The 25,695-nt window shown below is 42.7% G+C and carries 31 protein-coding genes; 17 read left to right on the forward strand and 14 right to left on the reverse strand.

Annotation, left to right across the window (positions count from 1 at the left end; all coding sequences use genetic code 11):
* Positions 1–5 precede the first annotated feature (5 nt).
* From ltrA to ccoN, 11 genes are all read right to left on the reverse strand, one after another.
* Positions 6–1,298: a group II intron reverse transcriptase/maturase gene (ltrA, locus tag BCU34_RS06555; RefSeq protein ID WP_170961338.1), complete on the reverse strand. Its 1,293-nt coding sequence runs from the start codon at positions 1,296–1,298 to the stop codon at positions 6–8.
* A gap of 638 nt (positions 1,299–1,936) precedes the next feature.
* Entirely contained in the window at positions 1,937–2,887 is a 951-nt protein-coding gene (gene uspE / locus BCU34_RS06560) for a universal stress protein UspE (RefSeq protein ID WP_017070547.1), read from the reverse strand.
* Between the two features lie 132 nt (positions 2,888–3,019).
* Entirely contained in the window at positions 3,020–3,766 is a 747-nt protein-coding gene (locus tag BCU34_RS06565; RefSeq protein ID WP_017632474.1) for an FNR family transcription factor, read from the reverse strand.
* Positions 3,767–3,852: 86 nt separating this feature from the next.
* Positions 3,853–4,527 (reverse strand): sulfite exporter TauE/SafE family protein, encoded by a 675-nt coding sequence (locus BCU34_RS06570; protein WP_048658745.1) that lies wholly within the window; start codon positions 4,525–4,527, stop codon positions 3,853–3,855.
* Positions 4,517–4,753, reverse strand: a complete 237-nt coding sequence (gene ccoS / locus BCU34_RS06575) for a cbb3-type cytochrome oxidase assembly protein CcoS (RefSeq protein ID WP_048658746.1) — start codon at positions 4,751–4,753, stop codon at positions 4,517–4,519. Before ccoS ends, BCU34_RS06570 begins: the two co-directional genes overlap by 11 nt.
* A complete protein-coding gene (locus tag BCU34_RS06580) occupies positions 4,753–7,125 on the reverse strand; it encodes a heavy metal translocating P-type ATPase (protein WP_102479045.1) in 2,373 nt (790 codons plus the stop codon). Before BCU34_RS06580 ends, ccoS begins: the two co-directional genes overlap by 1 nt.
* 5 nt (positions 7,126–7,130) lie before the next feature.
* The gene (locus BCU34_RS06585; RefSeq protein WP_102479044.1) at positions 7,131–7,610 is read right to left on the reverse strand and encodes a FixH family protein; all 480 of its coding nucleotides are present in this window, start codon (positions 7,608–7,610) and stop codon (positions 7,131–7,133) included.
* 108 nt (positions 7,611–7,718) lie between these two features.
* A complete protein-coding gene (ccoP, locus tag BCU34_RS06590) occupies positions 7,719–8,693 on the reverse strand; it encodes a cytochrome-c oxidase, cbb3-type subunit III (protein ID WP_048658749.1) in 975 nt (324 codons plus the stop codon).
* Positions 8,693–8,866, reverse strand: a complete 174-nt coding sequence (locus tag BCU34_RS06595; RefSeq protein WP_004733679.1) for a CcoQ/FixQ family Cbb3-type cytochrome c oxidase assembly chaperone — start codon at positions 8,864–8,866, stop codon at positions 8,693–8,695. The genes ccoP and BCU34_RS06595 overlap by 1 nt, the downstream gene beginning before the upstream one ends.
* Before the next feature lie 9 nt (positions 8,867–8,875).
* Complete coding sequence (gene ccoO, locus BCU34_RS06600) at positions 8,876–9,496, reverse strand: cytochrome-c oxidase, cbb3-type subunit II (RefSeq protein ID WP_102431923.1); 621 nt, start codon at positions 9,494–9,496, stop codon at positions 8,876–8,878.
* A gap of 11 nt (positions 9,497–9,507) precedes the next feature.
* Positions 9,508–10,941: a cytochrome-c oxidase, cbb3-type subunit I gene (ccoN, locus tag BCU34_RS06605; protein ID WP_102424429.1), complete on the reverse strand. Its 1,434-nt coding sequence runs from the start codon at positions 10,939–10,941 to the stop codon at positions 9,508–9,510.
* A gap of 252 nt (positions 10,942–11,193) precedes the next feature.
* Here ccoN and BCU34_RS06610 point away from each other — a divergent pair, with 252 nt between their 5' ends.
* From BCU34_RS06610 to BCU34_RS06620, 3 genes are all read left to right on the forward strand, one after another.
* Positions 11,194–11,559 carry a hypothetical protein gene (locus BCU34_RS06610; RefSeq protein ID WP_048658751.1) on the forward strand — a complete coding sequence of 122 codons (366 nt, stop codon included), beginning with the start codon at positions 11,194–11,196 and terminating at the stop codon, positions 11,557–11,559.
* Positions 11,560–11,674: 115 nt separating this feature from the next.
* Positions 11,675–12,859, forward strand: a complete 1,185-nt coding sequence (locus BCU34_RS06615; RefSeq protein WP_102479043.1) for an FIST signal transduction protein — start codon at positions 11,675–11,677, stop codon at positions 12,857–12,859.
* Complete coding sequence (locus tag BCU34_RS06620) at positions 12,859–14,583, forward strand: ATP-binding protein (protein ID WP_048658753.1); 1,725 nt, start codon at positions 12,859–12,861, stop codon at positions 14,581–14,583. Before BCU34_RS06615 ends, BCU34_RS06620 begins: the two co-directional genes overlap by 1 nt.
* 150 nt (positions 14,584–14,733) lie before the next feature.
* Here BCU34_RS06620 and BCU34_RS06625 read toward each other — a convergent pair whose 3' ends face one another.
* Positions 14,734–15,102: a DUF3693 domain-containing protein gene (locus BCU34_RS06625; RefSeq protein WP_108145223.1), complete on the reverse strand. Its 369-nt coding sequence runs from the start codon at positions 15,100–15,102 to the stop codon at positions 14,734–14,736.
* A gap of 130 nt (positions 15,103–15,232) precedes the next feature.
* Between BCU34_RS06625 and BCU34_RS06630 the strand changes: the two genes are divergently transcribed.
* The 9 genes from BCU34_RS06630 (at position 15,233) to BCU34_RS06670 (ending at position 21,142) form a co-directional block, all read left to right on the forward strand.
* Positions 15,233–15,529 (forward strand): hypothetical protein, encoded by a 297-nt coding sequence (locus tag BCU34_RS06630; protein WP_060982067.1) that lies wholly within the window; start codon positions 15,233–15,235, stop codon positions 15,527–15,529.
* Positions 15,530–15,531: 2 nt separating this feature from the next.
* Positions 15,532–15,732, forward strand: coding sequence for a hypothetical protein (locus BCU34_RS06635; RefSeq protein WP_016786329.1), 201 nt, complete (start codon positions 15,532–15,534; stop codon positions 15,730–15,732).
* Positions 15,722–16,834 (forward strand): replication initiation factor domain-containing protein, encoded by a 1,113-nt coding sequence (locus tag BCU34_RS06640; protein ID WP_123539537.1) that lies wholly within the window; start codon positions 15,722–15,724, stop codon positions 16,832–16,834. Before BCU34_RS06635 ends, BCU34_RS06640 begins: the two co-directional genes overlap by 11 nt.
* Entirely contained in the window at positions 16,822–17,169 is a 348-nt protein-coding gene (locus BCU34_RS06645) for a DUF1293 family protein (RefSeq protein WP_048659348.1), read from the forward strand. Before BCU34_RS06640 ends, BCU34_RS06645 begins: the two co-directional genes overlap by 13 nt.
* Positions 17,170–17,172: 3 nt before the next feature.
* Positions 17,173–17,397, forward strand: a complete 225-nt coding sequence (locus BCU34_RS06650) for a hypothetical protein (RefSeq protein WP_048659346.1) — start codon at positions 17,173–17,175, stop codon at positions 17,395–17,397.
* A gap of 41 nt (positions 17,398–17,438) precedes the next feature.
* Positions 17,439–17,639: a hypothetical protein gene (locus tag BCU34_RS06655; protein WP_055319872.1), complete on the forward strand. Its 201-nt coding sequence runs from the start codon at positions 17,439–17,441 to the stop codon at positions 17,637–17,639.
* A 130-nt stretch (positions 17,640–17,769) separates the two neighbouring features.
* A complete protein-coding gene (locus tag BCU34_RS06660; RefSeq protein WP_108145235.1) occupies positions 17,770–19,431 on the forward strand; it encodes a hypothetical protein in 1,662 nt (553 codons plus the stop codon).
* Positions 19,432–19,433: 2 nt separating this feature from the next.
* On the forward strand, positions 19,434–19,775 hold the full coding sequence (locus BCU34_RS06665; RefSeq protein WP_048659343.1) for a hypothetical protein: 342 nt from the start codon (positions 19,434–19,436) through the stop codon (positions 19,773–19,775).
* A complete protein-coding gene (locus BCU34_RS06670; RefSeq protein WP_108145236.1) occupies positions 19,775–21,142 on the forward strand; it encodes a zonular occludens toxin domain-containing protein in 1,368 nt (455 codons plus the stop codon). The genes BCU34_RS06665 and BCU34_RS06670 overlap by 1 nt, the downstream gene beginning before the upstream one ends.
* 79 nt (positions 21,143–21,221) lie before the next feature.
* Here the strand turns inward: BCU34_RS06670 and BCU34_RS06675 are convergent, their stop codons facing one another.
* A complete protein-coding gene (locus BCU34_RS06675) occupies positions 21,222–21,353 on the reverse strand; it encodes a hypothetical protein (protein WP_258187987.1) in 132 nt (43 codons plus the stop codon).
* Positions 21,354–21,562: 209 nt separating this feature from the next.
* On the opposite strand from BCU34_RS06675, the gene BCU34_RS06680 reads away from it, so the two are divergent.
* The 5 genes from BCU34_RS06680 to BCU34_RS06700 all read left to right on the forward strand — a co-directional run bounded on the left by BCU34_RS06680 (position 21,563) and on the right by BCU34_RS06700 (position 25,073).
* Positions 21,563–22,174 (forward strand): ADP-ribosyltransferase, encoded by a 612-nt coding sequence (locus BCU34_RS06680; RefSeq protein ID WP_102479757.1) that lies wholly within the window; start codon positions 21,563–21,565, stop codon positions 22,172–22,174.
* A complete protein-coding gene (locus BCU34_RS06685; protein ID WP_102479758.1) occupies positions 22,171–23,214 on the forward strand; it encodes a hypothetical protein in 1,044 nt (347 codons plus the stop codon). Before BCU34_RS06680 ends, BCU34_RS06685 begins: the two co-directional genes overlap by 4 nt.
* Before the next feature lie 188 nt (positions 23,215–23,402).
* Positions 23,403–23,690 (forward strand): hypothetical protein, encoded by a 288-nt coding sequence (locus BCU34_RS06690; RefSeq protein ID WP_102479383.1) that lies wholly within the window; start codon positions 23,403–23,405, stop codon positions 23,688–23,690.
* A 203-nt stretch (positions 23,691–23,893) separates the two neighbouring features.
* A complete protein-coding gene (locus tag BCU34_RS06695) occupies positions 23,894–24,445 on the forward strand; it encodes a hypothetical protein (protein WP_198592784.1) in 552 nt (183 codons plus the stop codon).
* Positions 24,432–25,073, forward strand: a complete 642-nt coding sequence (locus tag BCU34_RS06700; RefSeq protein WP_102479379.1) for a hypothetical protein — start codon at positions 24,432–24,434, stop codon at positions 25,071–25,073. Before BCU34_RS06695 ends, BCU34_RS06700 begins: the two co-directional genes overlap by 14 nt.
* Before the next feature lie 72 nt (positions 25,074–25,145).
* On the opposite strand, the gene BCU34_RS06705 is transcribed toward BCU34_RS06700, so the two are convergent.
* Positions 25,146–25,514, reverse strand: coding sequence for a phage protein (locus BCU34_RS06705; RefSeq protein WP_102479377.1), 369 nt, complete (start codon positions 25,512–25,514; stop codon positions 25,146–25,148).
* Positions 25,515–25,695 lie beyond the last annotated feature (181 nt).

Raw genomic sequence — 25,695 nt, forward strand, 5'->3', positions numbered from 1 at the left:
TCCTCTCACACCACCGTACAAGCGTGGGTCGCATACGGCGGTTCCGAATATATTTTCAGTGACTCATACCCATCTCGCAATGAGTACAGGCCCAACTCCTCGAACCATTTTATTGGCATGGCGTGATTTATCTGCGGCGTTAAGGCCAAGTGCCACCACCCTTTATCTGACATCGCTACCTTCCACGCATTGCGCTCCGTTACACCTTGTTGTTGTAACCATGTCGCTATGCCGTATCTGCGTTTGCGTTGTTTTAAGCGGTAACATCGCAGCCGTCGCCGTATCCATTCGTCTAAGCGCTGCAAGCTGCTTTTCCCTATGGCGAGTTTGAAGTAGTGTTGCCAACCTCTTAGGTATTGAGTTAATTCCGCTATGACTGCTTGCAACTCTCGCCCTCGGTTTCGCTTCGTTATCTGCCGCACTCGCTTCTTCATTTGAGTTTGTGCTGCCTTCGATAGATGGATTGTTCCATCTATCCCGAAGCGGTGGCTTAAGTAAGTCCGCTCTGTCACTCTTGTCGCACCACTTTTCTCTCGATTTACCGTGAGCTTCAGCTTTTGCTCCAAGAACTCCGTTATCGACTCTTTAACTCGATAAGCGGCTTCTTCACTATGAACGTAGATTTGGCAGTCGTCTGCATATCGACAGAACTTATGCCCTCTGCGCTCTAACTCTTTATCCAGTTCATCTAATACGATATTGGATAGCAACGGGGATAATGGTCCACCCTGTGGTGTCCCTCTTTGTCTCTGTTCAACCATCCCGTTTCGCATTATGCCTGCCTGTAGATATAACCTGATGAGCTTCAACACTCGTTTATCACTGATGTCCTGTGACAGTCTGTACATCAGTCTATCGTGATTCACTGTGTCGAAGTATTTCGCTAGGTCGATATCTACAACATAACCTCGACCTTCTCGGATGTAATGACTGGCTGCCGTTAATGCATGGTGCGCACTGCGGTTTGGTCTAAATCCGTAACTGCTATTGGAGAACTTGGGGTCATAGATATCTGACAGTACTGAGGTCATTGCCTGTTGGACAACTCTATCAAGCACGGTTGGGATACCTAGTTGCCTTACGCCACCACTAGGTTTAGGGATTTCTACACCAAGTACCGGTTGAGGTTGGTAGCTTCCTTCCAGAAGACTCTGGCGAAGCGCTTGCCCATTTGAAGCCTGTCGAAGTGTTGAGATAGTCGCATCTATGTCGAGTTTGTCGACACCTGCACATCCTTTGTTCTTCTTCACTCTTCGTAGAGCTTGATTCAAGTTGGTTGAAGAGCAGATTTGCTCCATCAACGACGTTGAGATCACCAAGACTCGTCCTCCTGTTTACGCCAATCATGCTTGTCATTCTTCATCACCATGAGCTTTACTTGCTGTATCGCCCATTGGGACGTAGAGATGGTTTTCATCTTGCTATGACCCCACATGACTGAGTGTCTAGTGACTGCTTCTTGATATATTCAGTTCGGGCCTTCCCTTAAGTTGTACTTCCTTAAGGTACTATGCCTTCTGCTGACTTCTTATTGCTCGTCATACCGCATCGCTGCTGTATTAGTCTCTATCGAGACAAGTAATAAGATCTCCCGAGGTAAGACGTTGCTCTTTCCCTTGGCCGTGCCTGATTTATCACTACACACTTCCCGTCGAGGCATCGGGCTATTCTATCTATTGCTAGGTTGCCCAAGTTGTAATGACCTACTATCAGATTTCTGTTCGTCACAACCAAGTTTTGCCATTTGCTTCCTTCAGATTTCACCTCACGGTGAACACCCTTGCATAGGCTAACGGTTCTCGCTCGACTGAGCCCGTAGAGGACTTTCACCTCCTAGATCAACGCCATGCTCGGCGCACAACAAAAACGCCTCAAGCAATGCTTGAGGCGTTTTTTTATGAGTTGAACTTGTAGTGAAGCTCTGTGCTTAAACGACTTAACCTTTCGAAAGGTTAGGGTCTAATGGGCTCACGTAACCAGACGGTTTAAGAGCCAACACATCACAGTTAATTTTGTCGATAACATGCTCCGCTGTATTACCAATAAACACGGCAGACAAGCCAGTACGACCCGTGGTACCCAGAATAACCATTGCAGCGTTATTTTCAGAAGCCACACGAGGAATAACATCTTCAGGCAAGCCTTGCTCAACCACAGTTTGTTCTTCACACATACCGTGCTTTTGGCGAAGCGCTTTCATTGCCGTCAAGTGGTGACCACGAACTGCGTCAGTATAAGACGTTGGATCAAACTCTGGCAGTTCAATCGTGATATTAGCAGGTGTCACTGGGTAGGCATTCACCAAGAACGGTTCAGCATCCAAACGACCCGTGATCTCTAGTAACCTGTCGACCATAGTGTCGTTAAGCTCTAAGTGAGCTTCTGTTTCCGAACCAACATGAACTGAAGCAAAAATCTTCGCGTGATCTGGCCAGAAATCATTTTTAACCAATAGCACTGGGCTAGGGCATTTTCTCAAAAGATGCCAATCAGTTGGAGTGAATATGACAGATTCCAAGGTATCGTGTTTGCGCGTACCTTTGATTAAGATGTCATGCTCGCCACTGTAAACCTCTGCAATGATCGCTTCATACGGGCGGTTATGCCAAACCACTTGTACATTAAATTCAATAGAATCATCTAGGTAAGGTTCTGCGACTTTATTCATCCAAATTTCGCGTTGGTGAATTACACCTTTGCGCATTGCGTCTCTTTCATCGATAGAGAGCATAGATGTCATTTCATACGAGAAGTCGTATATCGACAAAAAGAAAGTGATGTGGCTTGTTGAGGTGCTTTTCTTGGCAAGTTGGATAGCACGAACTAGAGCAGGTTGCTCATCGTGATTAATGTCTGCGACAACTAAAATTTTGTTATAGATACTCATAACTAAGCCTACTTTTCAGACCGAACATATAAATAATGTAGCGTAGTTATGGAGAGATTAAGAGAAATATAAGAGGTTTTAAGAGAGAAACATGATGTAGCTCATTATTGAACTACATCATTGATATCTAGACTATTCTTTTGAAACGCCAGCAAGTTCCATCAACGCATCGTGATCTTCGATAGTGATATATTTGCCTTTAACGCTCAAGATGTCTGCTTTTTGGAAACGACCTAAAAGACGGCTGATTGTTTCAACAGTCAAGCCAAGGTAGTTACCAATATCGCCACGAGTCATCGTTAGGCGGAACTCACGCGGGCTGAAGCCACGCTGAGAGAAGCGAGTAGAAAGGTTGTAAAGGAATGCAGCAAGACGCTCTTCCGCGTTCTTCTTAGAAAGAAGCAGAATCATTTCTTGGTCACCTTTAATCTCGTTACTCATCAGGCGCATAATTTGCTGACGCAATTTAGGCATTTTTCCTGATAGGTCATCAAGAATCTCATATGGGATTTCACATACCATAGAAGTTTCTAGCGCTTGTGCGAAACTAGGGTGTAGGTCACCAGTAATCGCATCGAAGCCAACAAGATCGCCCGCTAGGTGGAATGCAGTAATCTGCTCATCACCTTGCTCGGTAATCGTGTAGCTCTTGATCGTTCCAGAGCGAATAGCGTATAGAGATTTAAGCTCGTCACCGGCTTTAAATAACTCTTGGCCTTTTTGAATAGGCTTTTTTCTCTCAATGATCTGATCAAGTTGATCGAGTTCAGATTCATTCAAAGTAAACGGAATACAGAGCTGGCTAATACTACAATCCTGGCAATGGATCGCACAACCACCAGACTGAACACGTTTCGTCACAGGCTTTTCAGAAATCATAACAATCTTTCACTATTTGATATACGTCAATATTTTAGCATTCCTTAATCCTAAAGGGTAGTAAAAAAACCGGATTTAAAGAATGGCTATACGGTATAAATAATGAGCTGTAGCGCCATATATCCGGTATAGAAGCCGTAAATGAGGATTAAAATTGCGCCTAGTTGGCGAAATAAGTCAGCTTGTTGCAGTTTTTTGAGGAAATTGGCACCCATGCCAACTGTTAACATTGCAGGAAGCGTGCCTAAACCGAAAGCAAGCATGATACCGGCTCCGTTGTACCAACTTCCTGATACGGCTGCCCACGTAAGCATAGAGTAAACCAGGCCGCATGGAAGCCAACCCCAAATAAAGCCAAACGGCAAAGCGTGGCTAGGGTGCTTCAATGGTAGAAATGATTTACCTAAAGGAGATATATAGCGCCATAGTTTCTGTCCGATCTTTTCAAAGAACAACAAGCCGAACCACCATTTACCGATATACAAACCTAAGACGATCATAAAGCCAGCAGCAAATAATCGCAGCCAACCCAGCAGAGCGTTAAAATCGCTTAGCTGACCTATCGAAGAAATTGCACCGCCAATCACACCACCAATCACGGCATAACTTAGCAAGCGTCCTAGGTTATAAAGCAGGGGAATAACAGGGGAAGGTTTACTGTTGCCAATCGAAAGAAGCGACGCAATACCACCACACATTCCCATGCAGTGGCCTGCGCCGATCAATCCAACAACAAAGGCTCCGATCCAATCAGGCGTCATCGTTCTTTTTGTCTACGTTAGTTTGGCTTTCGCTGTAAGCTGTCTCATTCTTGACAGGTTTGCTATCAGAATGGTTGTGAGCCTTTTCGTCTTCATCAAACAGAATGTTGTGACCTTGACGTTCTAGATCTTCAAACTGTTCGCTCTTCACCGCCCATAGAAAAATACCAACAGCGATGCACACTAGTACAATCGCAATGGGGATCAGGATGTATAAACTTTCCATTATTTACCTTGCTCTTTTAAAAGCCTTAACGAGTTAGACACAACAATAATAGAGCTGGCAGACATGCCAACAACGGCGATGTATGGAGCAACCAAACCTGCAACAGCCAATGGAAGAATGAGTAAGTTATACCCTAATGACCAAGCTAGGTTTTCACGGATTATCTTACGCGTTTTTAACGCCAAAGTACGCGACTTAAGTAATCTATCGAGTTTATCACCCAACAACACCATATCCGCAGAAGCTTTAGCCACATCCGTACCGCCACCCATAGCAACTGAAAGGTGAGCACCCGCAAGAATAGGGGCATCGTTAATTCCATCTCCAACCATCATTGTGATGTCACTTGCATCTCTAGAGTTAAGGTAAGCCAGCTTGTCTTCAGGTTTCGCGTTCGCAACGATATCGGTAATGCCAATCTCTTCAGCAACAGGTTTTGCGTTAATCAACGAGTCACCAGTCAGCAAGGTGGTTTTGATACCCGCTTGTTTGAATTGCTTAATGAACTCGATACTTTCTTTGCGAATCGGATCTTCATAAGTAAATGTCGCGATATGGCGAGCGGCCAATGACAGGTAGATACCGTTGCTTTCGGAAGGCTGAGATTCACCAAGAATGAACTCACTACTACCGATTGCTACTTCTTGACCATTCCACTCACCAGTAATACCTGAACCGATCACGTTATTGACAGACTCAACTTCAATATCATCTGAAATATGAGTCTTGAACGCTTTCGCAATAGGGTGGTTAGCGTGTTGCTCCAAGCTTGCCGCGACTTTGAGACAGGTGTCTTTATCAAGCTCAGCGAAGGTTTCAACTTGGCTGATACGAATATCACCCTCAGTCAATGTGCCTGTTTTATCAATGATCAAGTGATTCACTTTGCACAAGGTTTCAAATACATGGCCTTTACGCAGCAAGATACCGAAGTTACCCATACGAGAAGTGGAACAGGTAATTGCCGTCGGTGTCGCGAGTGACAGAGCACACGGACAAGTCGCAACGAGTACAGACAACATGATCCAGAAAGCGTCTTCTGGTCGTGTTTGGTGCCAGTAGAACCAAGTGCCAAATGAAATGATCAAGATAACCGCAACAAAGTATCGCGCTACTACATCGGCAATTTCAGCAATTCTAGGCTTAGAAAGTTGCGCTTCATCTTGCAGGCGAACGATATTGGAAATCACAGAATCCGCTTTTGATGTCATCACTTTCAGTTCAAACGACTCGTCACCATTCAATGTACCAGCGAAGACAGTATCACCCTCGTTTTTTACTACGTGGATAGATTCACCAGTCAGCATCGATTCATCAATATGAACTCGACCAGACAGTACTTTGCCATCGGCAGGAATGTGTTCACCCGGAAGAACGCGAATTTGGTCGCCAACTTTTAAGGTTTTTACCGGAACTTGTTCGCCATCTAACGTTGTTGCCATAGCAGGAACGAGCTTAAGCAGGTTACCACTAGCAGCAGCTGCTTTACGACGAGCGCGCATTTCAAGGAAACGACCAAGCAGTAAGAAGAAGGTAAACATCGAGATAGATTCGAAGAATACTTCACCTTTCTCTGTCACCGTTGCGACCAAACTTGCAACATAGGCAAACAACAGAGCAATCGACACAGGCACATCCATACCCAATGTTCGACCTTTGAGGCTACGCCACGCATTGATATAGAAAGGCAATGCAGAGTAGAGCAAAACCGGTGTTGCGAAGATTAAGCTGACCCAACGGAAGTAGCTTTTGAATTCGGGCTCAAGGTTACCAAAGACTTCAAGATAAAGCGCCACAGCCAGCATCATGACCTGCATGGTTGCTAAACCAGCAATACCAAGACGATAGAGATAATTCTTCATCGAACGGTGATAGGCGGCTTCTTGTTGATCAGCCTCGAATGGTGCGGCTTTATAACCTAGGGTGTGGATTGCAGACAACAGCTCGCTCAGTTTAGCCTGAGTGTTGTCCCAACTGAGCAGGGCGCGGTTAGTCGTGGTATTAACACGAATACTAACAACCCCTAACTTTGAAGAGACTTGCTTCTCAATAAGCCATGCACAAGCAGCACAAGAGACACCTTCTAGTGACAATGTCACTTCAGAGGTATTTTCAGAGTTACGGACGAACTCCAATTGAACATCTTCGTTGTCGTAATGACTGAGTGCCAGAAGTTGCTCTGGCACGAGATCCGCTTTTTCAGCTGGAGCGGTACGATATTGGTAGTAAGAGACCAAGCCGCTATCAACGATTGTCTGGGCTACGGTTTCGCAGCCCGGACAACACATCTGCCGCACCGATCCTAAGATTTCTACTTTAAAATCCGTTTCCGCTGGTACATCTTCACCGCAGTGATAACAGGATTCACACATAAGCTTTAGTTCGTTAGTTGAGTAGGAGTATCAATAGGGAAGTTCATGCGACCTTGCACTAACCATTCAGAATTATGCGGAGAAAGCTCGATAAACCATGGACCTTGCATTTCATGGTCCAGAGTCAACGTGTAGTTGCCTCTCGCATCAGCGGTCAGTAGCTGAGTAAAATCACGGTCAGGCAGCGTTCGGTGCACGAACATTGCGCTAATAGCAGGGAAGTGGTCTAGCTTGCCTTTGTCGAGAGTAATGATAACCGAGTTACCTTTCTCGCTAACTGAAGCTGATAGGCCAATCTCTTTAGCAACGTTTACTTTTGAAATGTCGACATTAATACCTTTACCTTTTTTATAGTAATCTTCAGTAACAACGTGAACTGAATGGTTGGTAAGTATCGCGACTCGAACCAACGTTAGCATAGAAACGCCAACGGTTAGGAAGAGCAAAAACCACGGCCAAAACTGCTTATACCAAGGTTGTTCCATATTATTATTCTCAATATATACAATGAAATAAAACTATTTTTTACAAACACTTAAGGTTATAACTGTAAAAGAAAGACAGCCCCTTAAGAAGGGGCTGTTATCATTATGTTACTCTTTATCTGAGTTGCTGAGGCTCCAGACATAAGCTGAGACGAGCTGAACCTTATCCTCACCGAGGATGTCTTTCCAAGCCGGCATTACACCAGAACGTCCGTACATGACTGTTTCCGTCACATCAGCGCGAGAATCACCGAATAGCCAGTCGCGGTCAGTTAGGTCAGGTGCGCCAACAGCAGGGTTACCCTTACCATCAGTACCGTGACACGCTGCACACACTACAAAGCGAGCTTTACCAGCCTCTGCTTCACGTGCGTTTACGCTACGACCAGAAAGGCTAAGCGTGTAGCTAACTACTTCTTTTACGCCTTCTTCGCCAAGAGCGTCTTTCCAACCTGGCATTTGACCGACACGACCATGCATGATGGTAGTAACGATAGCTTGTGGTTCACCACCATATAGCCATGCGTTATCAGTTAGGTTCGGGAAACCTTTCTGACCACGAGCATCAGAGCCGTGACACTGAGAACAGTTTTGTAGGAACAAACGTTGGCCCACTTTGATTGCGTCAGCATCTGATGCAATGTCAGGGACAGAACGTAGACCATTTTCGTCGTGAGCTAGCTTTCTAAATGCTTCACCAAAGTAGGTGTCTGCATCATCAAGCTCTTTCGCGTATGCATCTAACTGTTTGTTTGCTTGCGCAGCAGCGATTGCAGAGCGAGACTCTTCTACGCTACGAACTGTTTGGTTTGAACTCGTCCAACCTAGTAGACCTTTAAAGTTGCCAAGGCCTGGGTATAGAGCTAGATAAACAGCTGCAAACACAATTGTGCTAACGAAAAGGTATGTCCACCATTTAGGTAGTGGGTTATTAAGCTCACGAATACCATCGTATTCATGGCCCATATCATGACCTTCTTCTACACCTGTTTTATCGTTGGAACACCAACGAAGTAAGGCTGCACAGCCAATCAACGTACCGATTGTGATTACTGTTACCCAAATACTCCAGAATGTACTCATTACTTCGTCACTCCTTGATTTTTATCTTTCGCAGGTGCTTCATCAGCGAACACTAGGTTTGCATCTTCGTCGAAGCGCGACTTACGATTTTTACCGAAAGCCCACCAAACGATGCCGATGAAACAAGCAAAAACAGTAACAGTCCAAACACTTTGAAATGTAATAATGTCCATAATTATTCCCTATTTCATTGCGTGGCCAAGCGATTGAAGGTAAGCGATGATTGCATCCATCTCTGTTTTTCCTTCAACATCTTGTTTAGCGTTAGCAATTTGTTCGTCTGTGTAAGGAACACCAAATTGATTACGGAAGATTTCAAGCTTCTGTTTAGTCAATTTGCCATCAAGTACATTCTCAGCAAGCCATGGGAAACCAGGCATGTTTGATTCAGGAACAAGTTCACGAGGGTCGATAAGGTGAACACGGTGCCACTCATCAGAGTAACGTTCACCAACACGCGCTAGATCAGGACCAGTACGCTTAGAACCCCATAGGAATGGGTGTTCCCAAACGCTTTCGCCAGCTACAGAGTAGTGACCGTAACGTTCCGTTTCAGAGCGGAAAGGACGAATCATTTGGCTGTGACATACGTTACAACCTTCGCGAATGTAGATATCACGACCTTCCATTTCCAGAGCAGAGTAAACGCGTAGATTTTCTACAGGTTCAGTCGTCTGCTTTTGGAAAATAAGCGGGGTAATTTCTACTAAAGCACCAAAACTGATAGCAATAACGATAAGAATCGCTAGTAGGCCAACGTTCTTCTCTACCAACTCATGGCGATTATTTGAATTTGAGCTCATTCTAAATCTCCTTAAGCCGGTTGAGGGATAGCTTTAAGGCTATCTTTAGGTGCAGAAACAGTTTTGTACGTGTTGTATGCCATTAAGAACATACCAGATAGGAAGATGAAACCACCTAAGAAACGTACAAAGTAGAACGGGTAAGATGCTTCTACAGATTCAACGAAGCTGTAAGTTAATGTACCGTCAGAGTTAACTGCACGCCACATCAGACCTTGCATCACACCTGAGATCCACATTGCAACAATGTAGAAAACCGTACCAATCGTTGCTAACCAGAAGTGAACATTGATTAGAGATACAGAGTACATACGCTCTTGACCAAATAGTTTAGGAACTAAGTGGTAAACCGAACCGATAGAAACCATTGCAACCCAACCTAACGCACCAGAGTGAACGTGACCGATAGTCCAGTCCGTGTAGTGGGATAGTGCGTTAACCGTTTTGATTGCCATCATTGGGCCTTCGAATGTCGACATGCCGTAGAATGATAGAGAAACGATTAGGAAACGTAGGATTGGGTCGTAGCGAAGCTTATGCCACGCGCCAGATAGAGTCATAATACCGTTGATCATGCCACCCCAAGATGGAGCAAACAGAACCAAAGACATAACCATACCTAGAGATTGAGTCCAGTCAGGAAGTGCTGTGTAGTGTAGGTGGTGAGGACCAGCCCAGATATACAGAGACACGAGAGCCCAGAAGTGAACAATCGACAAACGGTAAGAGTAAACAGGGCGACCAGCTTGTTTAGGTACGAAGTAGTACATCATACCTAGGAAACCAGCTGTCAATAGGAAGCCTACCGCATTGTGTCCGTACCACCATTGCACCATTGCATCGATCGCACCGGAATAAATCGAGTACGATTTAAACGCAGATACAGGAACAGCCAGGCTGTTAACGATGTGCAACACGGCAACCGTGATGATGAAGGCTCCGAAGAACCAGTTCGCTACGTAAATGTGCGATGTCTTACGCTTAATCATGGTTCCGAAGAACACGATTGCATAAGCTACCCACACAAGAGTAATAGCAATATCGATTGGCCATTCAAGTTCTGCGTATTCTTTACCAGAGGTTAAACCTAACGGTAAAGTAATTGCAGCGGACAGGATAATCGCTTGCCAACCCCAAAAGGTAAAGGCTACGAGAGGGCCACCAAAGAGACGCGTCTGACAGGTACGTTGTACAACATAATATGATGTTGCAAACAGCGCACTTGTACCGAACGCAAAAATAACCGCATTAGTATGCAGGGGACGTAAACGACTGTACGTCAACCACGGCGTATCAAAGTTTAGCTGTGGCCAAACTAATTGAGCGGCAATCAAAACACCAACGCCCATACCGACAATACCCCACAAAATTGTAACTAGGGTAAATTGACGGACGACCGTATAGTTGTAGTTTTGTTCAAGCTGCTTTTCTTGGCTCATTTGCATGCTTCCAATTTCTTATTTACTACACTTTACTTCCAACACGACTCACGTCGTAATGCCACCCAAATTAGAAAAGGAAATTCAGCCTATTCAGGGCTTTATTTCCACTTGCTGATTTTAAAAAAAAGTGGCATTTTCAACGCGACACTATACTTGAATTAACAAATCAATGACAGAGTAGTAACCTTACGCTTGGTCAGGAATTGGATTTTTATTTAAAAACTTTGAACTTTGTAACAAGGAGTAAAGATTATAATGGCGGCACAAAAGCTAACAAAAGGCAGGCTTGTTCAAATTATCGTCATGTTGGTTATTTTAATAGCTGCATTTACTTGGAGAACAGTAACATACGATAATGACGAAACAGTGAACTGTATCGTTTCAAAACCTTGTGAATTTGGTATTGATAATCATAATGTTTTAATTTCGGGCGATAATCTAGGGTATTCGATCGAAACATCTAAAACTGGCAAATTTATCATTAGCTATAATGAAAGCGGAATTCTGAAAGAAAAAGGGCCATCAGATTGGCTGTTACAAACTAATGATAAGACTTCCTCAATAACGGTTACATTTCCACAACAGGTGAGCACGTTTTCTGTAAACCTGTCTAAAGAGTAACAGAGAGAAAACTGGGGTACGCCTCGGTTCTTTTGATAGAAATATGTACCAAATCAGTGAAACACAATGCATTAAAGTGTTATAAAGAGAACATTAATAAAGTTTCCCAGAATCTATGAAATTTCTATCAAAAGTCTCTTACTCCCTAGACGATAAAATCGCAGTAGATGAGTTGCTCAGCGGGGTAGAAAACGCTGACGATATTGCTTGTCTCATTTGCTACTGCACAGAAGAATATTCGACACTCGCTGTTCAGAGATATTTCGTAGACACTCTCCCTAACACTCCTGTACATGGCTGTACCACTTGTCACGGCATTATGACAGAAACTGGGTTTCATTCTGGTCCGGTAATTGGCGTACTCATCATTTATGACTCGGGAATCAACGCCTACGGTACAGGTATCGAGCACTTTAGCGACTCCATAGACCGCAGCACCTTCAGCGCGATCGACAAAGCACTTAAGAACGCCAACCGAGAGGGCGAAATCCCCGATCTTATCTTGCTGCATTCCACTCCTGGTAATGAAGAGAAGGTGATGGCAGCTATCGATAAAAAGTTTGGTACTGAGGTGCCTATTATTGGCGGTAGTGCTGCGGACAATCAGGTTTCTGGAAATTGGAGCATCTTCACCGAAGAGTCGCTATCTATAAATGGCGTATCTTTAACGGTGGTGTTTGCGTCTCAGTCAATCTATTCCTCTTTCAGTGCAGGTCATACGCCTACACGTTACTCAGGCACTGTGACTAAAGTACGAAATAGAATTTTGCTGGAGATAGACCATCGGCCAGCTGCCACAGTTTATAACGAATGGACCAATTTTCACCTAGGTGGCAGTGACGATGGCTATATCTTTGAAAAATCGTCTGTTTATCCTTTGGGGAGGAAAGTTGGCTCATCTTACAACTATCCGTACTTCAAGCTCTCTCACTCTATCCGAGAAACAGAGTGCAACGGGATCGAGCTCTTCACCGACATTAATGAAGGTGACACCATCTATCTAATGCAAGGCTCTAAACAACAGTTAATAAGCCGTGCCGCTAATATCATTCATTCTTCTTATTACAACGATATGGATCTTGAAGAGAAGCTCGGAGCAATCAACATCTTTTGCGCGGGCCCAATGCTCAACCTAAAGCAAGATATGGAAGAGGTTTGCGAGCAAATAAATCAAGCACTTAATGGGCTTCCATACATATGTCCGTTCACGTTTGGTGAGCAAGGCAGGCTCTCTGGTGGCGAAAACGCACACGGGAATTTAATGGTATCGTCTGCAACGTTTTATAGGTTGAAAAAGTAATGGGTTCTGAAGGTCAAGAAGCGCTGCAAGAAGCTCGTATTGAACTGCAAAAACTAAAAGCCCGTGAGCGAAAACTGGCTGAAGAGAACAGAGTGATCTTATCAACCATCTCTGCGATCAGTAAGGCGAGTAACATATCTGAGATATTCTCTAGCTTGGAGTTTGTCCTCAAAAAATACATTAGGTTTGATGATTTTATCGTGGTATCAAGGGTAGGGAACGAAGGCAGTTTCAAAACCCTGCTAACCAATAACAAAGTCTTCGAACAAATGAATTGGAGCGATTGTGGCAAGCTATCGCGAGTTATCAATGGTGAATGCGCCATCCTTTTCGAACCCAAGTCTCTTGGGGAATTCAACTCTCTGCATCCCATTGTTCTCGACCAAATCAACTCCGTTCTAATTACGGGTATAGATAGCGGACTAACACAATCCGTCATCATCTTTATCCACTCTAATACCAAGCACTTTAGTATTGAAACCAAGGCCACATTAAACCGTTTCCGACCGTTGATAGAACGTGCTGTTTTCGATATTGAGAATAAAGAAAAGCTTGAGGCAACCGTTCGAGAACGTACAGCAGAGCTTGTCACAGCAAGAAAAGACGCCGAAAGAGCTAATAAGGCAAAGTCTGAATTCCTCGCAATGATGAGTCATGAATTAAGAACACCGCTAAACGCCATTATTGGCTTAATAGACACCCTCAAATCAACATCATTGAACGAAGAACAACAGTCTATACTACTCAACATGAGCACATCATCTGAGCTCCTATTGGCAATTATCAGTGATGTGTTGGATTTTTCTAAGATTGAATCTGGATGCTTCTCGTTAGCGCCTCAATGGAGCAACGTAAGCGACACTGTAACTTTTGTGTTGTCTGAACAAAAGAAGACAGCAGACGATAAAGGTTTGTCGCTAACCGTAACCAGCGATATCCCTGAGGGTGAACTTCATTATCTCGACCCAAGTCGTTTGGCACAAATCCTATTTAATCTAATTGGTAACGCCATTAAGTTCACTGAACGTGGGCATGTCCATGTTTCTATCAAGTACCAGCAGAGTTCATTCTATATAACAGTAGAAGACACAGGGATTGGTATCAGCTCACAACAACTTTCGTCGCTGTTCAGTCCATTTGTGCAAGCTGATAGCACAATCACACGCAGATTTGGCGGCACAGGTTTAGGCTTGGCAATCACCAAAAGACTGGTTGAGCTGATGCAAGGGCGTATATCGGTAGAGAGTGAACCAGGAAAAGGTTCTAAATTCGAAGTACAACTGCCAGTACTAACCAGAGTCACGAACAATCTGGCCAACATTGAAGATAATGATTGTCCACGAGATTTAAGAAGCCGTTATTCAGTGTTAGTTGTCGAAGACAACCCAACCAATCAAATGGTGATCAAATTAATCCTAACGCGACAAGGCCACGAAGTTTTCATCGCCAGCAACGGTGAGGAAGCGATAGGCTTTGTGGAAAGAGCCAATGACTCGATAGACATTATTTTAATGGATGTGTCGATGCCGGTAATGGATGGATTAACCACAACCAAATACATGAGAGACGCGAACATCAAAACGCCAATTGTCGCGCTAACAGCACACACATCAGTTGAAGACAAATGTTCGTGCTTAGATGTTGGTATGAATGATTTCGTGACCAAGCCAGTAAGAACCAAAGAGATCACAGAAGCAATTGATCGATTGATGCTTGAAGTCTAATAAACGTATTCTTAATCGAAGATTAGGAAATATGTTTATTAGGTATTTTATGGTAAATAGCGTTACTGTTAAATAGAACACCGATTTGGTAGATAGATAAGAGGCAGGGCGTCATATAAAGATACCTGCCTTATAAACACCAAAGTCAATTTAACATAATATACATAATACGCAGTTGGCTAGTGCTTTATTTGGGGTGGCTGCCATCAACGCTAATCCTGCGCAAGCCATTGAAATGCTTCTTAAACCAAGCCCGTTATACTTTTTTGCAATGCTGTTCCACAGTGTCTGTGCTTCGTACGTTTTTGCTTTATCTAACGCAAGACCAACTAATGCCTTTTCTTTATCCTCACCAACAATGTCAGCAAGCATAAGTACTTGATTCTCTTTTAAAAACGCTCGGTCTTTTCGAATATCCGTTAGCATTTGAGTGCTAATGCCTAAATCAGATGCGACTTGCTTATATTGGACATAGTTCATGTGCTCTTTATAAGCATCTATGAGTTTCTTTGTGTACATTTTGAAAACCTCGTTTGTTTCCTCTAGCTCGATTCTAGCTCATAAACACGAAATTTATCGTATTGCCACTACGAGATTTATCGTATTTACTGTACGGAAATCATCGTACTTACTACTTCTGGTGGCTTCTATGTTCCAAATTGAATCTATTCAATACGGCTCTGTTTTGAAATCTGAACACGTTAGCTTCTCTAACTACCCAGATTTCACACACGCGTCCGTGTCTCTTCATAACTCACCACTAGAAATCTGCTTTGAGTTCCTTGTTAGCGAACTTGAATTTGGCCAGCGCACAATTGGCGAAGAACTTTTTCACACTGTCAGCTATAAGAATCCACTTTATAACTCTAGTGACTCTTTCACTTTTACGTTTGATAACGACCAAGAGCTTGAACAGTTCTGCGCGTTCTACGGCTTGGAACGTTAATCATGGATTCTATCTACTTCGACAACGAACCCAATCACGGCATCAACGCCTATTTTCCTTGGGGTCATAACTTCTTCAAGACTCCGCGTGATTTTTTCCAGTTCATGGAAGCTCACTACGGCATGGTGTCATTTCAGGTTGTTGAAATCACCGATGAGAACTACCAAGAGCTTTTGGTTAAGGGTGTGTTCCATGCCATCTAAAAAACCTCATAAGTTCCATGATGAAATTCGTCCGGTTCAAGTGGATCACCTAGCCTTTTCGTTTTCCTACGGTTCGCTTAGACACTTGGATAACTCGAACGAACAAGACTTTATCAACATGCAGTTTCCTGAGTTTAAAAAGCAAAGCGTTAAAGGTCGCTTTAACTCACCAGAAGCGATAGAGAAATCAATCGAGTTACACCGTAACAAGTGTCGTAAGGTTTTAGGCGATAGGTTTGATGAGTTCATGTTTAAAGTCTTTAACTTTCGTCTGTCTCCTATGCGTGGCCGTGGCTTGCATGGCTATGAAGATTCAATGGTGATTTACGATTCTACGGGCACGGTTGAATGTGGTTTGGTGGGTGTTGGCGGTAACAACGACACGGTTTACGTACAAATCAATGGTACGGGTTGCGCTAAGTTGTTCGACTTCACCACACACAAAAAGGTGCATTGGTGGTTGTCACTTTTGGGTATCACTCGCCTAGCCCGTTTGGATCTCTGCGTGGATGACTACACCGGAATCTTTGACTGTAAGTATGCTGAGAAATGTTTTTATGAGGGAGCATTTCGCACTGCTTCTCGTGGTCGTGGTCCGACAATGGTTCCTCATAAGCGCGTTTCACAATCCGGTGAATTATCAGAGGAAGCTGTCCTTGTTGGCTCTCGTACCTCTGCAATTTACTGGCGTGTGTACAACAAGAAGTTCGAGCAAAACATCGCTGACCCTGAAGTGATTTGGTACCGCAATGAAGTGGAATTGAAGAAGTGTGATTTGGCACTACTCGCCTCGCCTGCTTCGGCCTTTGCTGGTCTTTGTGACTTCTCAGCAAGTATCGACCCTGCTGAACCGATGAAGATTGAGCTTAACAAAAAGAAAGCCGGTCTTGAGTTCTTTGCTCGTATTGCTTGGGTTCGTCGCCAATGTGGTAAAGCACTTTCTGAAGTTGTGGCAATGACTGAGGGTGACTTAGGTGAAGCATTCGGAATGCTCATTCCTACGCACCATAGACGCGCCAACTTTGAAACCTCGTTAGGCATTCCTGACGAATACACTAAACAGAAAATCGAAATTTTGGAGTCAAGAATATGCCTACAATAACTGGTATCTCTATCAAGCGTTTCCCGAAATCTAATATGGAGTTCGCGGAGCTGTCTGTCCTACGTGCCGTAGAAGAAGTCGATAACGAGAAGTTTCAGCAAACTGGTATCGGTTTCTCAACTGACATCCCTTACAACAAACAAGCTCTGAAAATTGATGTGGCCTACGCTCGTCAGCTTATCCAATCACGCGCTTTTGTTGCTAACCGTGAATACGAACTGAGCTTTGGTGCTAACCCAAATGATCCACTCGATATCTTGGTGAATCAGCTTGTTCCTGTCGATGAAGAAGTCAAAAAGCACTTCGATAACTTCATGAAAGCTAACAAGGCTTAATCGATGAACTGCATTACGACCACTCAACAAGGTTACTTAAGAACGTCAACTGACTTTGATTGTCAGCTCGTAATGCTCACTGATACTGAATACAACAATTTAGTCACTGCGTCTCAGTCTTTGAACATCGACAGTGAACTCTATACCGCTGTTTCAGGTTGGATTTTATTATCTTTCGTTTCTGGTCATGTGCTAGGACGAATCTTAAAAACTCTTGGCAAAGGCTAAGGGTCAACTTTTAGTAACACACTCTTAAAAAAGGAAATATCATGAAAAAACGTCTATTGGTTCTAGGTTCTACTGCTTTTGTATCTGCTTCTTCATTTGCTGATAACACTGCAATCACAACGGCTATCAACGAAGCTGTAACGACTGGTCAATCTAACTACGGTTTGGTTGTGGTTGGTCTTATCGGTCTTGCTGCGATTGGCTTCGGTCTTCGCGCTATCATGAACTCTATGGGGAACTAATGGGAGACATTGTCTCTCAAGTCGTAACCGTCCTGTTTGGGGTGGTTATGGCTATGTCATTCGTATATGGCGTATATACGGGTATCAATGCCTCCTAGTTTGGGGGCGTTTTCTTATCTGGGGTTTTACAGTGAAACAATATCAAAAATACCTCTCTCTTCTTTTAGTTCTTGTCGCTTTCAATTCCAACGCTTTGCAGTGTGGTGCTGGACAAGTTGAAGTTGAGGGCGTGTGCGTTAGTTCTTGTAAGATACTGGAGGGAACGGGAAAAAACTTAACCTGGGACGCTTATATTTGGGGCGATAATCCTCGCTCTTACTGTATTGGTGATCGTTCAACGGGTGCTGCTTGTAAAATGTCTGCTAGCGCAGTTTCCATCAGTGTTGAGGGCGGAAAGTGGACTAACAAGTTTGTGTACACAGGCTCTACATGTAACTTTGACGAAATCAATCGCTACTCTGGTGATACTCCTGAGCCTTTCCCTTTTGAGAACGATGTTAACCATAACGGTGTTGACGATAAATTCGAAGATTGGGACGGTGATGGCCTAGCGAACCACGAAGACCCAAACCCTTATAAAAATGACATTCAGATTGTTGATACTGACGGTAATGGCCTCCCCGACTCTATTGACGACTACTACGACAGACTGACCAATCAAGAGCCTATTCAAAGCTGTAATGATGGTGATGAAGATTGCGTGAATTACCAATCTATCATGCGTAATCTGAACGCTAACAATAAGACCTTATCCTCGGCCATTAGAGACCTAAGCCTTCGAACCGTTAGGCGTACAGATTTTGTCACTTCAATTGGTGGCCTTGTCTCTGAAACCAACAAAAACAATGGCTATTTTAGATCTCAATTGGAAGCCTTGGCACAAGCTCAAGGGAACACTCAATCAAGCATTAGTGAACAGTTAAATAGAACTGAGCAATTTCTTGCAAATCGTACCAATGACACCTCTTTCACCCTCATCAAAAAGGTTGATGACGTTCAAGCGTCTGTGAACCATTTAACCAACATTGCTAGAGGTACAGATAGCAAGGTCAACGACCTTATTAACGCAAGCTCTAGAGACCAACATTATTTTGAACGGGCTGAAAATGCTAATACTGATATTTTATCAGGGATTAGTGCCATTCTTGACGATAGATACAGCGGCCGCTCTACTTTAACAAGCACTCAAGAAGGTCAATTAAAGAAAGCGGCTAATAAAGCTTATTACAACAACAAATTATTGAAAGAGTTGCCCGACACTCTCTCCGACAGGCTGGATCCTAAATTCAATGCGATTAGCGAGCAGATAGCAGCTATCTCTGGCGGGTCTTCCACCGTTGATTTAAGCAGTGTTGAATCTGGTATCCAATCACTGTCCGATAAAATCGATGCTCTAGATGGCTCTGATATGTCCGGTGTTGAAAGTAAGCTAACCGACCTCATCAATGGTGTCACTAACAACAATAACTTTGTTGAACCTAACTATGGCTTTAATGGTGAGGGCTTCATTGTCACTCAAAATCAAATTGCTGACGTTCAAAATGAAGTCCTAGAAATCAAACAAGAGATGACCGATGAATTTGAAAAGTTCAAAGCGTTATTCTCTATCGATACCAGCTCTTTTAATAACGGCACCTATAAAGAGCACACCTTAAATCTCAATGTTAACCATGCTGAACGCTCTTTCAAATCAGGCGTGCTCTCTGCTCTATTGGAGAACGCGACGATCATCTCAGCGGTTGTGATGTTCTTGTTTGTTTTGTCTGGTATCAGAATGTTAGGTAAGGATTAGTTATGGATTACATCTACTCTTTTATTGATTGGATTAGCTTACAGATGGCATTTATTACGGATTTCTTTAAAGCTATCCCCCAAATGACGTTAGACCTCTTTTCATACATCCAGATTTTTATGATCAAGATGAAATTAAAAGCGGAATTGGAGTTCATTAAGCTCTCTTATAACTCGGCTCAAATCCTCTTAAAAGAGATCGGCTTTAACGACATCCTGTCCAAAGCTTTTAATGCTTTGCCTGATGAATTGAGGTTTTATGCGTTTAAGTTTGGCGTTCCTCAAGGCCTTGCTGTCTGGGCTAACTTCTTCACTACCGCTTTAGTAATGAGGCTCTCTAGATAATGGCTATCACCATCAGAACGGGAGCGAACGGCTCTTACAAGTCTGCATACACGGCTTACTTCTCTATCTATCAAGCACTAAAAGCAGGTAGAACGGTTGTAACTAACATGGAAGGTATGCAGCCCTTAACGGTTATTGAAGAGCGATTTAATATCCAGTTTCCTAGTACCGCTAAACTCTTTCGTATTAGCTCTAGGGACGAATCTGGCGTTCATCTATGGACGCACTTTTTCTGTTGGTGCCCTATTGGCGCCCTGATTGTTATTGATGAGTGCCAAGATATATTCTCTAAAAACGTGGGCTTTGATATTCGCAAAGTGAAGTACAAACCTTTGTCTGACTTCATCACCCAATCGCCTCGTGACGGCTTATTACCTAAAGACTACGAACGCTTTTTCAATTCTCGTTACACCCCTGCGAACATGGACGAATTACAAGATTCTGAAATCGATGACAGAGGGATTGCTGAGTACGATTCAGAAGGCAGAATTATCTATCCTCACAGCTTCAATGAGGGGTTCATGAGGCACCGAAAATACGACTGGGATATCGAGTTGCTTTCACCAGATTGGAAGCAAATCGATTCAGGAATCAAGGCATGCGCAAACCAGAACTTCTTTCATAAGGGACGCGATCAGTTTTTCTGGACGAAACGAAATCCTTATATCTTGAAGCATGATAAATCGGTATCAACACCGGTCATTCCCAAAAAGAAGGACGTTAACTTAACCAACCAAAAAATCCCTCTAGACTCTTTCCTACTTTACAAATCTACGGGGACAGGCAGCGCTAAACAACAATTAGCCATGAATACGCTTTTTCGTAACCCTAAAGCTATTTTGGTTTTCCTCTTATCCATCTTCTGTTTGGGGTACATAATTTATGACTTATCCAATCGTTATTTTGAAACTACTGAGACGGTGGAGGAAGCGGGACAAGCAACGTCTTCAGCTGCCGTTCCTAAGCAAAGTGAAGCACTACCTAGCAAAAATACTGAAGCTTCTGGGGATGTATCTTCTAGTGGGGATAGCAGTAAAGGCACTGACAAAGATAGCCTTTCTCATGTTCCTATAGCTGAGGTGCTTCCTTTTGAGGGAATTAAGAAAGCGTTTGTAACGGGTGTGAACTTCGCTATTAAAAACGGCTCTATTGAACGTCATGTTAGCATCGAGGTGGAAGCGCTCGATGGTTTCTACTCGGTAAACGAACACTTTCTAAAAGCTTACGACATTACGTTTGACCGGATTGATGATTGCTTGTTGAAGCTGAACAGAGGCCAGCTGTCGAAGTTGATAACATGTAAGCCTTACGCAGCTGCCGCAGCCACTTTGCCAAAAGTGAGTCGAGCTGATGTCAGTTTGTTTTAGCTAGCCCCGCAGGGATAAGAGAGTGCGAAGCGCGAACGAGGCACCGAGCCACACCGTAGAGGTTATTAGTCCGTATGTCTCAACTGGCGAGTGTTTCTAACTGCCAATGCCAATCTAAGTAGCACCCTCCCTCATCCTGCCAGAATCGCTCTTTAAGGCCTTGCCACATCGGTAAGGCTTTTTTGTGTTCACCGGCTTTCTTTAAGATCATTTGAGTGTCGAAAAGGATCTCTTTTCAGTGCTGACGGACAACAAGTGAGGACGACGAAGACTGAGGAGGACGAGCGCGGCGGGAGGAAGCCAACCCCCGTGTTGTATCACGGGGGTAAATTCGACAGACTAACAACACGTTAGTGCCCCATTTCTCTTGGTGGTTGGCAATACTCATGTTATAAAACCTTAAAAAACAATAGGCTGATTATGCACAGAGTCATTGGCAGAGAAAGATATGAGCAAGTTGCCGCTGAATTAGGTATTCAAGAGGCTGAGCTCTATACAACTCAAAGTAATTTGTATATCGCCATACGTAACTACACTTATCGTCGTTTCGAAGACATTAATGAGTTGATTAGGAGTGGGGATACTAACGAGAAGCATCAAATTGCAGTATCGTTACTCATTCAAGCGCTTGAATCATTACCTATTCATGAAAACGATTTGGTTGTTCGCTGGACTGATTTAACACCTGAACATTTAGCTCTAATTAGAGTGCCCGGCTCAATTATTTATGAGCCATCTTTTACAAGCACTTCACAAGACCCTGGATTCTTTATTGAAGGTTGTGCTCATCGACTTGTTATTATTCACGTGAATGGTCGACATATAGCGCCTTGGTCTTACTACTGTGAAGAAGAGGATGAAGTTTTGATTCCTCCCAGAAGTACATTTAGGTCTTTAGGCTATAATGACGAATATCAATCGTTTGTTTTACAGCAGTTAACTGACGAAGAAGTTGAACAGTTACCTGAGCAAGCAGAATTGGCAAACGCTGACTTAGAAGCAGAACAGCAGTTTGTTGGAGGTGAAGTATGACGAAATCAAAATCGACAGTCGATGAAGCGTTAAAATGGTTGGGTAGCGCGTCTAAGAAAGTTGCATCTTCACGTCCTGTCAACGAACGTTACTCTAGTGAGTGGAAAAACACTAAGGTTTACGCTGCACATGATAAAGAGTCGTTAGCGCATATGGTCGCTGAAAAGAAAGCATTTTATAATAGCTACTCTAGTCATGTTGATGCGATTAAGGTTCGTGCGTCTGGTAGTTCAATAGGCCATGGCCGAATACCTATAACTGAAGGTGCCAAAGCTTATTCTGCACTTTATGAATTGATTAAGCATTCAGCCAAGAACACTCTTAAAGGAAAGGCATCTGTCCAGAAGGCACTAGAAGAGTACCTTGAAAGCTGCTTTATTCTTGCTCCTCAAGCTGGCTCTTTTATCTACACTGCTGAGTTTGACTTAAAGCATTACAGTACGTTGGACGAATACCATGCAAAAGCAACAGATGACCTGTTTGAAGATTGCCAAGGTGATTTGATTAGAAGCTTAAATGAAAATTTGGCTAGGAACCTTTTGAAGCTGAATAATTTCACTAAAGAACATAAGAATCCAAGCTATACGTATTTAGCGACACACGGTATAGATCGCTCTTTGTGTGATAATTTTCTAACTCTTTTTTCTAAAAGTGCAGAGAACTTAGAGTTTAGCTTCGACTGGTCAACGTCATGTAAAATGACAGATAAATCATTGCCAACTATGGTGGTATTCGAGGAATCGACAAAGCAAAGATTCAAGTCTTATAAAGAAACTTTAATAAAGGCTAAAAATTGTTCTTTTGACAACATAACAATTTATATTGAGTCTCTTTCAGTACCAATGAACAAACAAGACAAGCGTGAGGTTCACTTTAAGTTTGAGGTGAAAGATCGTCTTTATAAAGGAAGCAAAGACATCGACCAAAATACGTTTGATAAACTCAAAGCTGGGATGAATTATCAAGCAGACATAAAGGCTACGGTTTCAGATGTAGTAGCCAAAAACATTGAGACTATATCCCTCAACTTTAAATTATAACTAAAGGGCTCCTAACGGAGCCCCTTTTTTATTTCTGCTATTCCGAGTTAAGTCTCACCTTCCAATCACCTCTATACATCCAATTACCATTAACGTTCGTTATATACCGTACTTCTCAAAGTTTTGATTAACTGTAAACCTTTTATGAAAGATAGATTATCCCTAACAATTCAAAAGGGGTAATAAGTTTGAAAACTAAAAAATACTTTTGTGTGACAGACTGGTCTACTTATAAGATAGTCGTTGCTTCTGACTCTTGTGCTGCCATCCACAAATCATATAAAGATAAGAACTTCCGGCTCATCGGTTATGAGGAACTGGATGATCAGACTGTTACTCATGCAATGTGTTGTGAATATTCAGACTATATGAAAATAAAGTTTCAAAGCTGCACTGATGATATGGACCGCATTCTACTAATGAATATTTTACCTCAGACACAACACTATCAACTAACGCGTTACTTTGAAGCTTAATAGCATCACAACTTAACCTGTCGGTAGCTATCGACCACTTAACAACTCCAAGAGATTGAACTGACTTACTAGGTGTGTAGGCATATCATTAGCAAACTCATACTCTTTGCTATGGACTCAGCTGATACTCAACATATACAGACAACATTGTTAGACGTCTTATGTGTGGAATTTAGTCGAACTATCCTAGATAATGTAACATTATGATTATTCGAAAGGTTTGGTTAATGATTGATGAGAGCAAAAATGGGCTCGAAGGCAGAGAATGCGTCCCTTTTTTTACGTGTGATAAAGCCCAAATTAAGTTCGAGTTCTACTACCTAATTATATTGTTCATTTTATCATCTGGCTCTATGCTATTGTTGCAACTTTTCTCACTGCAAATTGGGATTAGTCATGCTGATAAGATCGCGCTGTTTTCTCTGTTAGGCGGGTTTATTGGAGGCTGGGTCTATGACACTAAATGGTTCTATCGCGTAACTGCACGAGGTAAAAACGACCAGTACAACTTCCCTTGGCAACCTCATAAGTTTTATTGGCGTATACTTACTCCTTTCTTATCAGCAGTTGTAGCATTTTGTACCTACTTGTTAGTCGTTTCGGACTTCCTTCCGATTCACTTACCAAGCAAAGACTCAGGTAAGTTAGCATTTTCTCTTAGCTTTCTTTTAGGTTACTTCTCTGATCTAGTATTGAGTAGATTAGCTGCATGGGCGGAAAAAGTGGTACCAAAGGTTTCAAATGACAAAAAATAGTTCTTGTAATATCTGTTCTGAGCTTACGCATGAATATGATGTTATTCAAAGTGAAGAATACAAAAGCATAATGAAATCTGGCCAGAATATACTGCTAGAAACCGAAAGCTTTTGTGTTATCCCTAGCTTCGGGCCACTGCATAAGTCACATGTAATGATCGTCCCCAAAGTTCATATTAACAACTTTGCTCTTCTTGAAGATAACCTTCATGATGAGTTAACTAAGGTTATCTCAAAATTACGTTCTTACTACTTTAACAGTTATGGTAAGCAACTTTTATTTTTCGAAAGTGGAGCTGGCACATACATTGATCATTCTGGTGGGTGTATTGTCCATGCCCATATACATTGTGTCTTGTATGAAGATAAGTTTGAGTGCTCTTTAACTAACGAGCTCAACATTAAAAAAGTAGTTAAGCGCTCTGACTTAGATACGAAGAATGGTTATGTTTGGTTCTTAAACGAAAATAATCAAGAGTTCTTTTATAACCGACCTCTATTACCCTCTCAATTTCTTCGTTTTCTCTACCTAACGTCTAAAGGAAGTAAACAGAGATGGAATTGGAGAAGAGACATTGATATAGAAGGAATAAAAGAAGTCATAACTACTTACAGTGGACTAAGTTAATCAGGTTGATTTCCTTATTACAAACTCCAAACAGATTCTTTGTTTCCATTTGGAGTTTGTCTTACTCTAACCCTATTTCTTGATATTGGCTATTGCCCTGGCTAAACCCAACAGGTGCGTCGAAGTCTTAATCTCTAACTCAGATTGAATTCCCAATAGTGCAATTCCTGCCAAAATTTGTTGTGGCTTAACTACTTGGCCAGTAGGCAGCTCCATACTGTCGTATAACATTTTGAACTGTATCCAGTCTTCACTAATGCTAAGTTCTCTACCTTTAGCCATCCGCATAAGTCTTTTGCACTCCGGAGGTATCGGCTTTCCCTCATCCCAACCTGTGACTGTTCTCACAGTTTTAAAACACAGTTCAGCGACCTCTTCCTTCGTCATTTGGCACTCTAACTCTCGAAAAATGTAATTCTTACTCATTTCGCGATACTTCAATGATAAAACCTCTAAATACAAGAGGTTGCACTACATTTATAAGATATGCACCATTAAACATAATCAGACATAATACGCAGTTGGCTTGTAAGCCCCAGATAGTAATGTCACTTTTGAGCTAGATTAAAATGTCACCTTAGTACTGGTTGCTGACTACATTTCATGTACCAGCTTCGGTTAC

The organism is Vibrio sp. 10N.286.45.E10, assembly GCF_002874195.2.
Lineage (GTDB): Bacteria > Pseudomonadota > Gammaproteobacteria > Enterobacterales > Vibrionaceae > Vibrio > Vibrio crassostreae.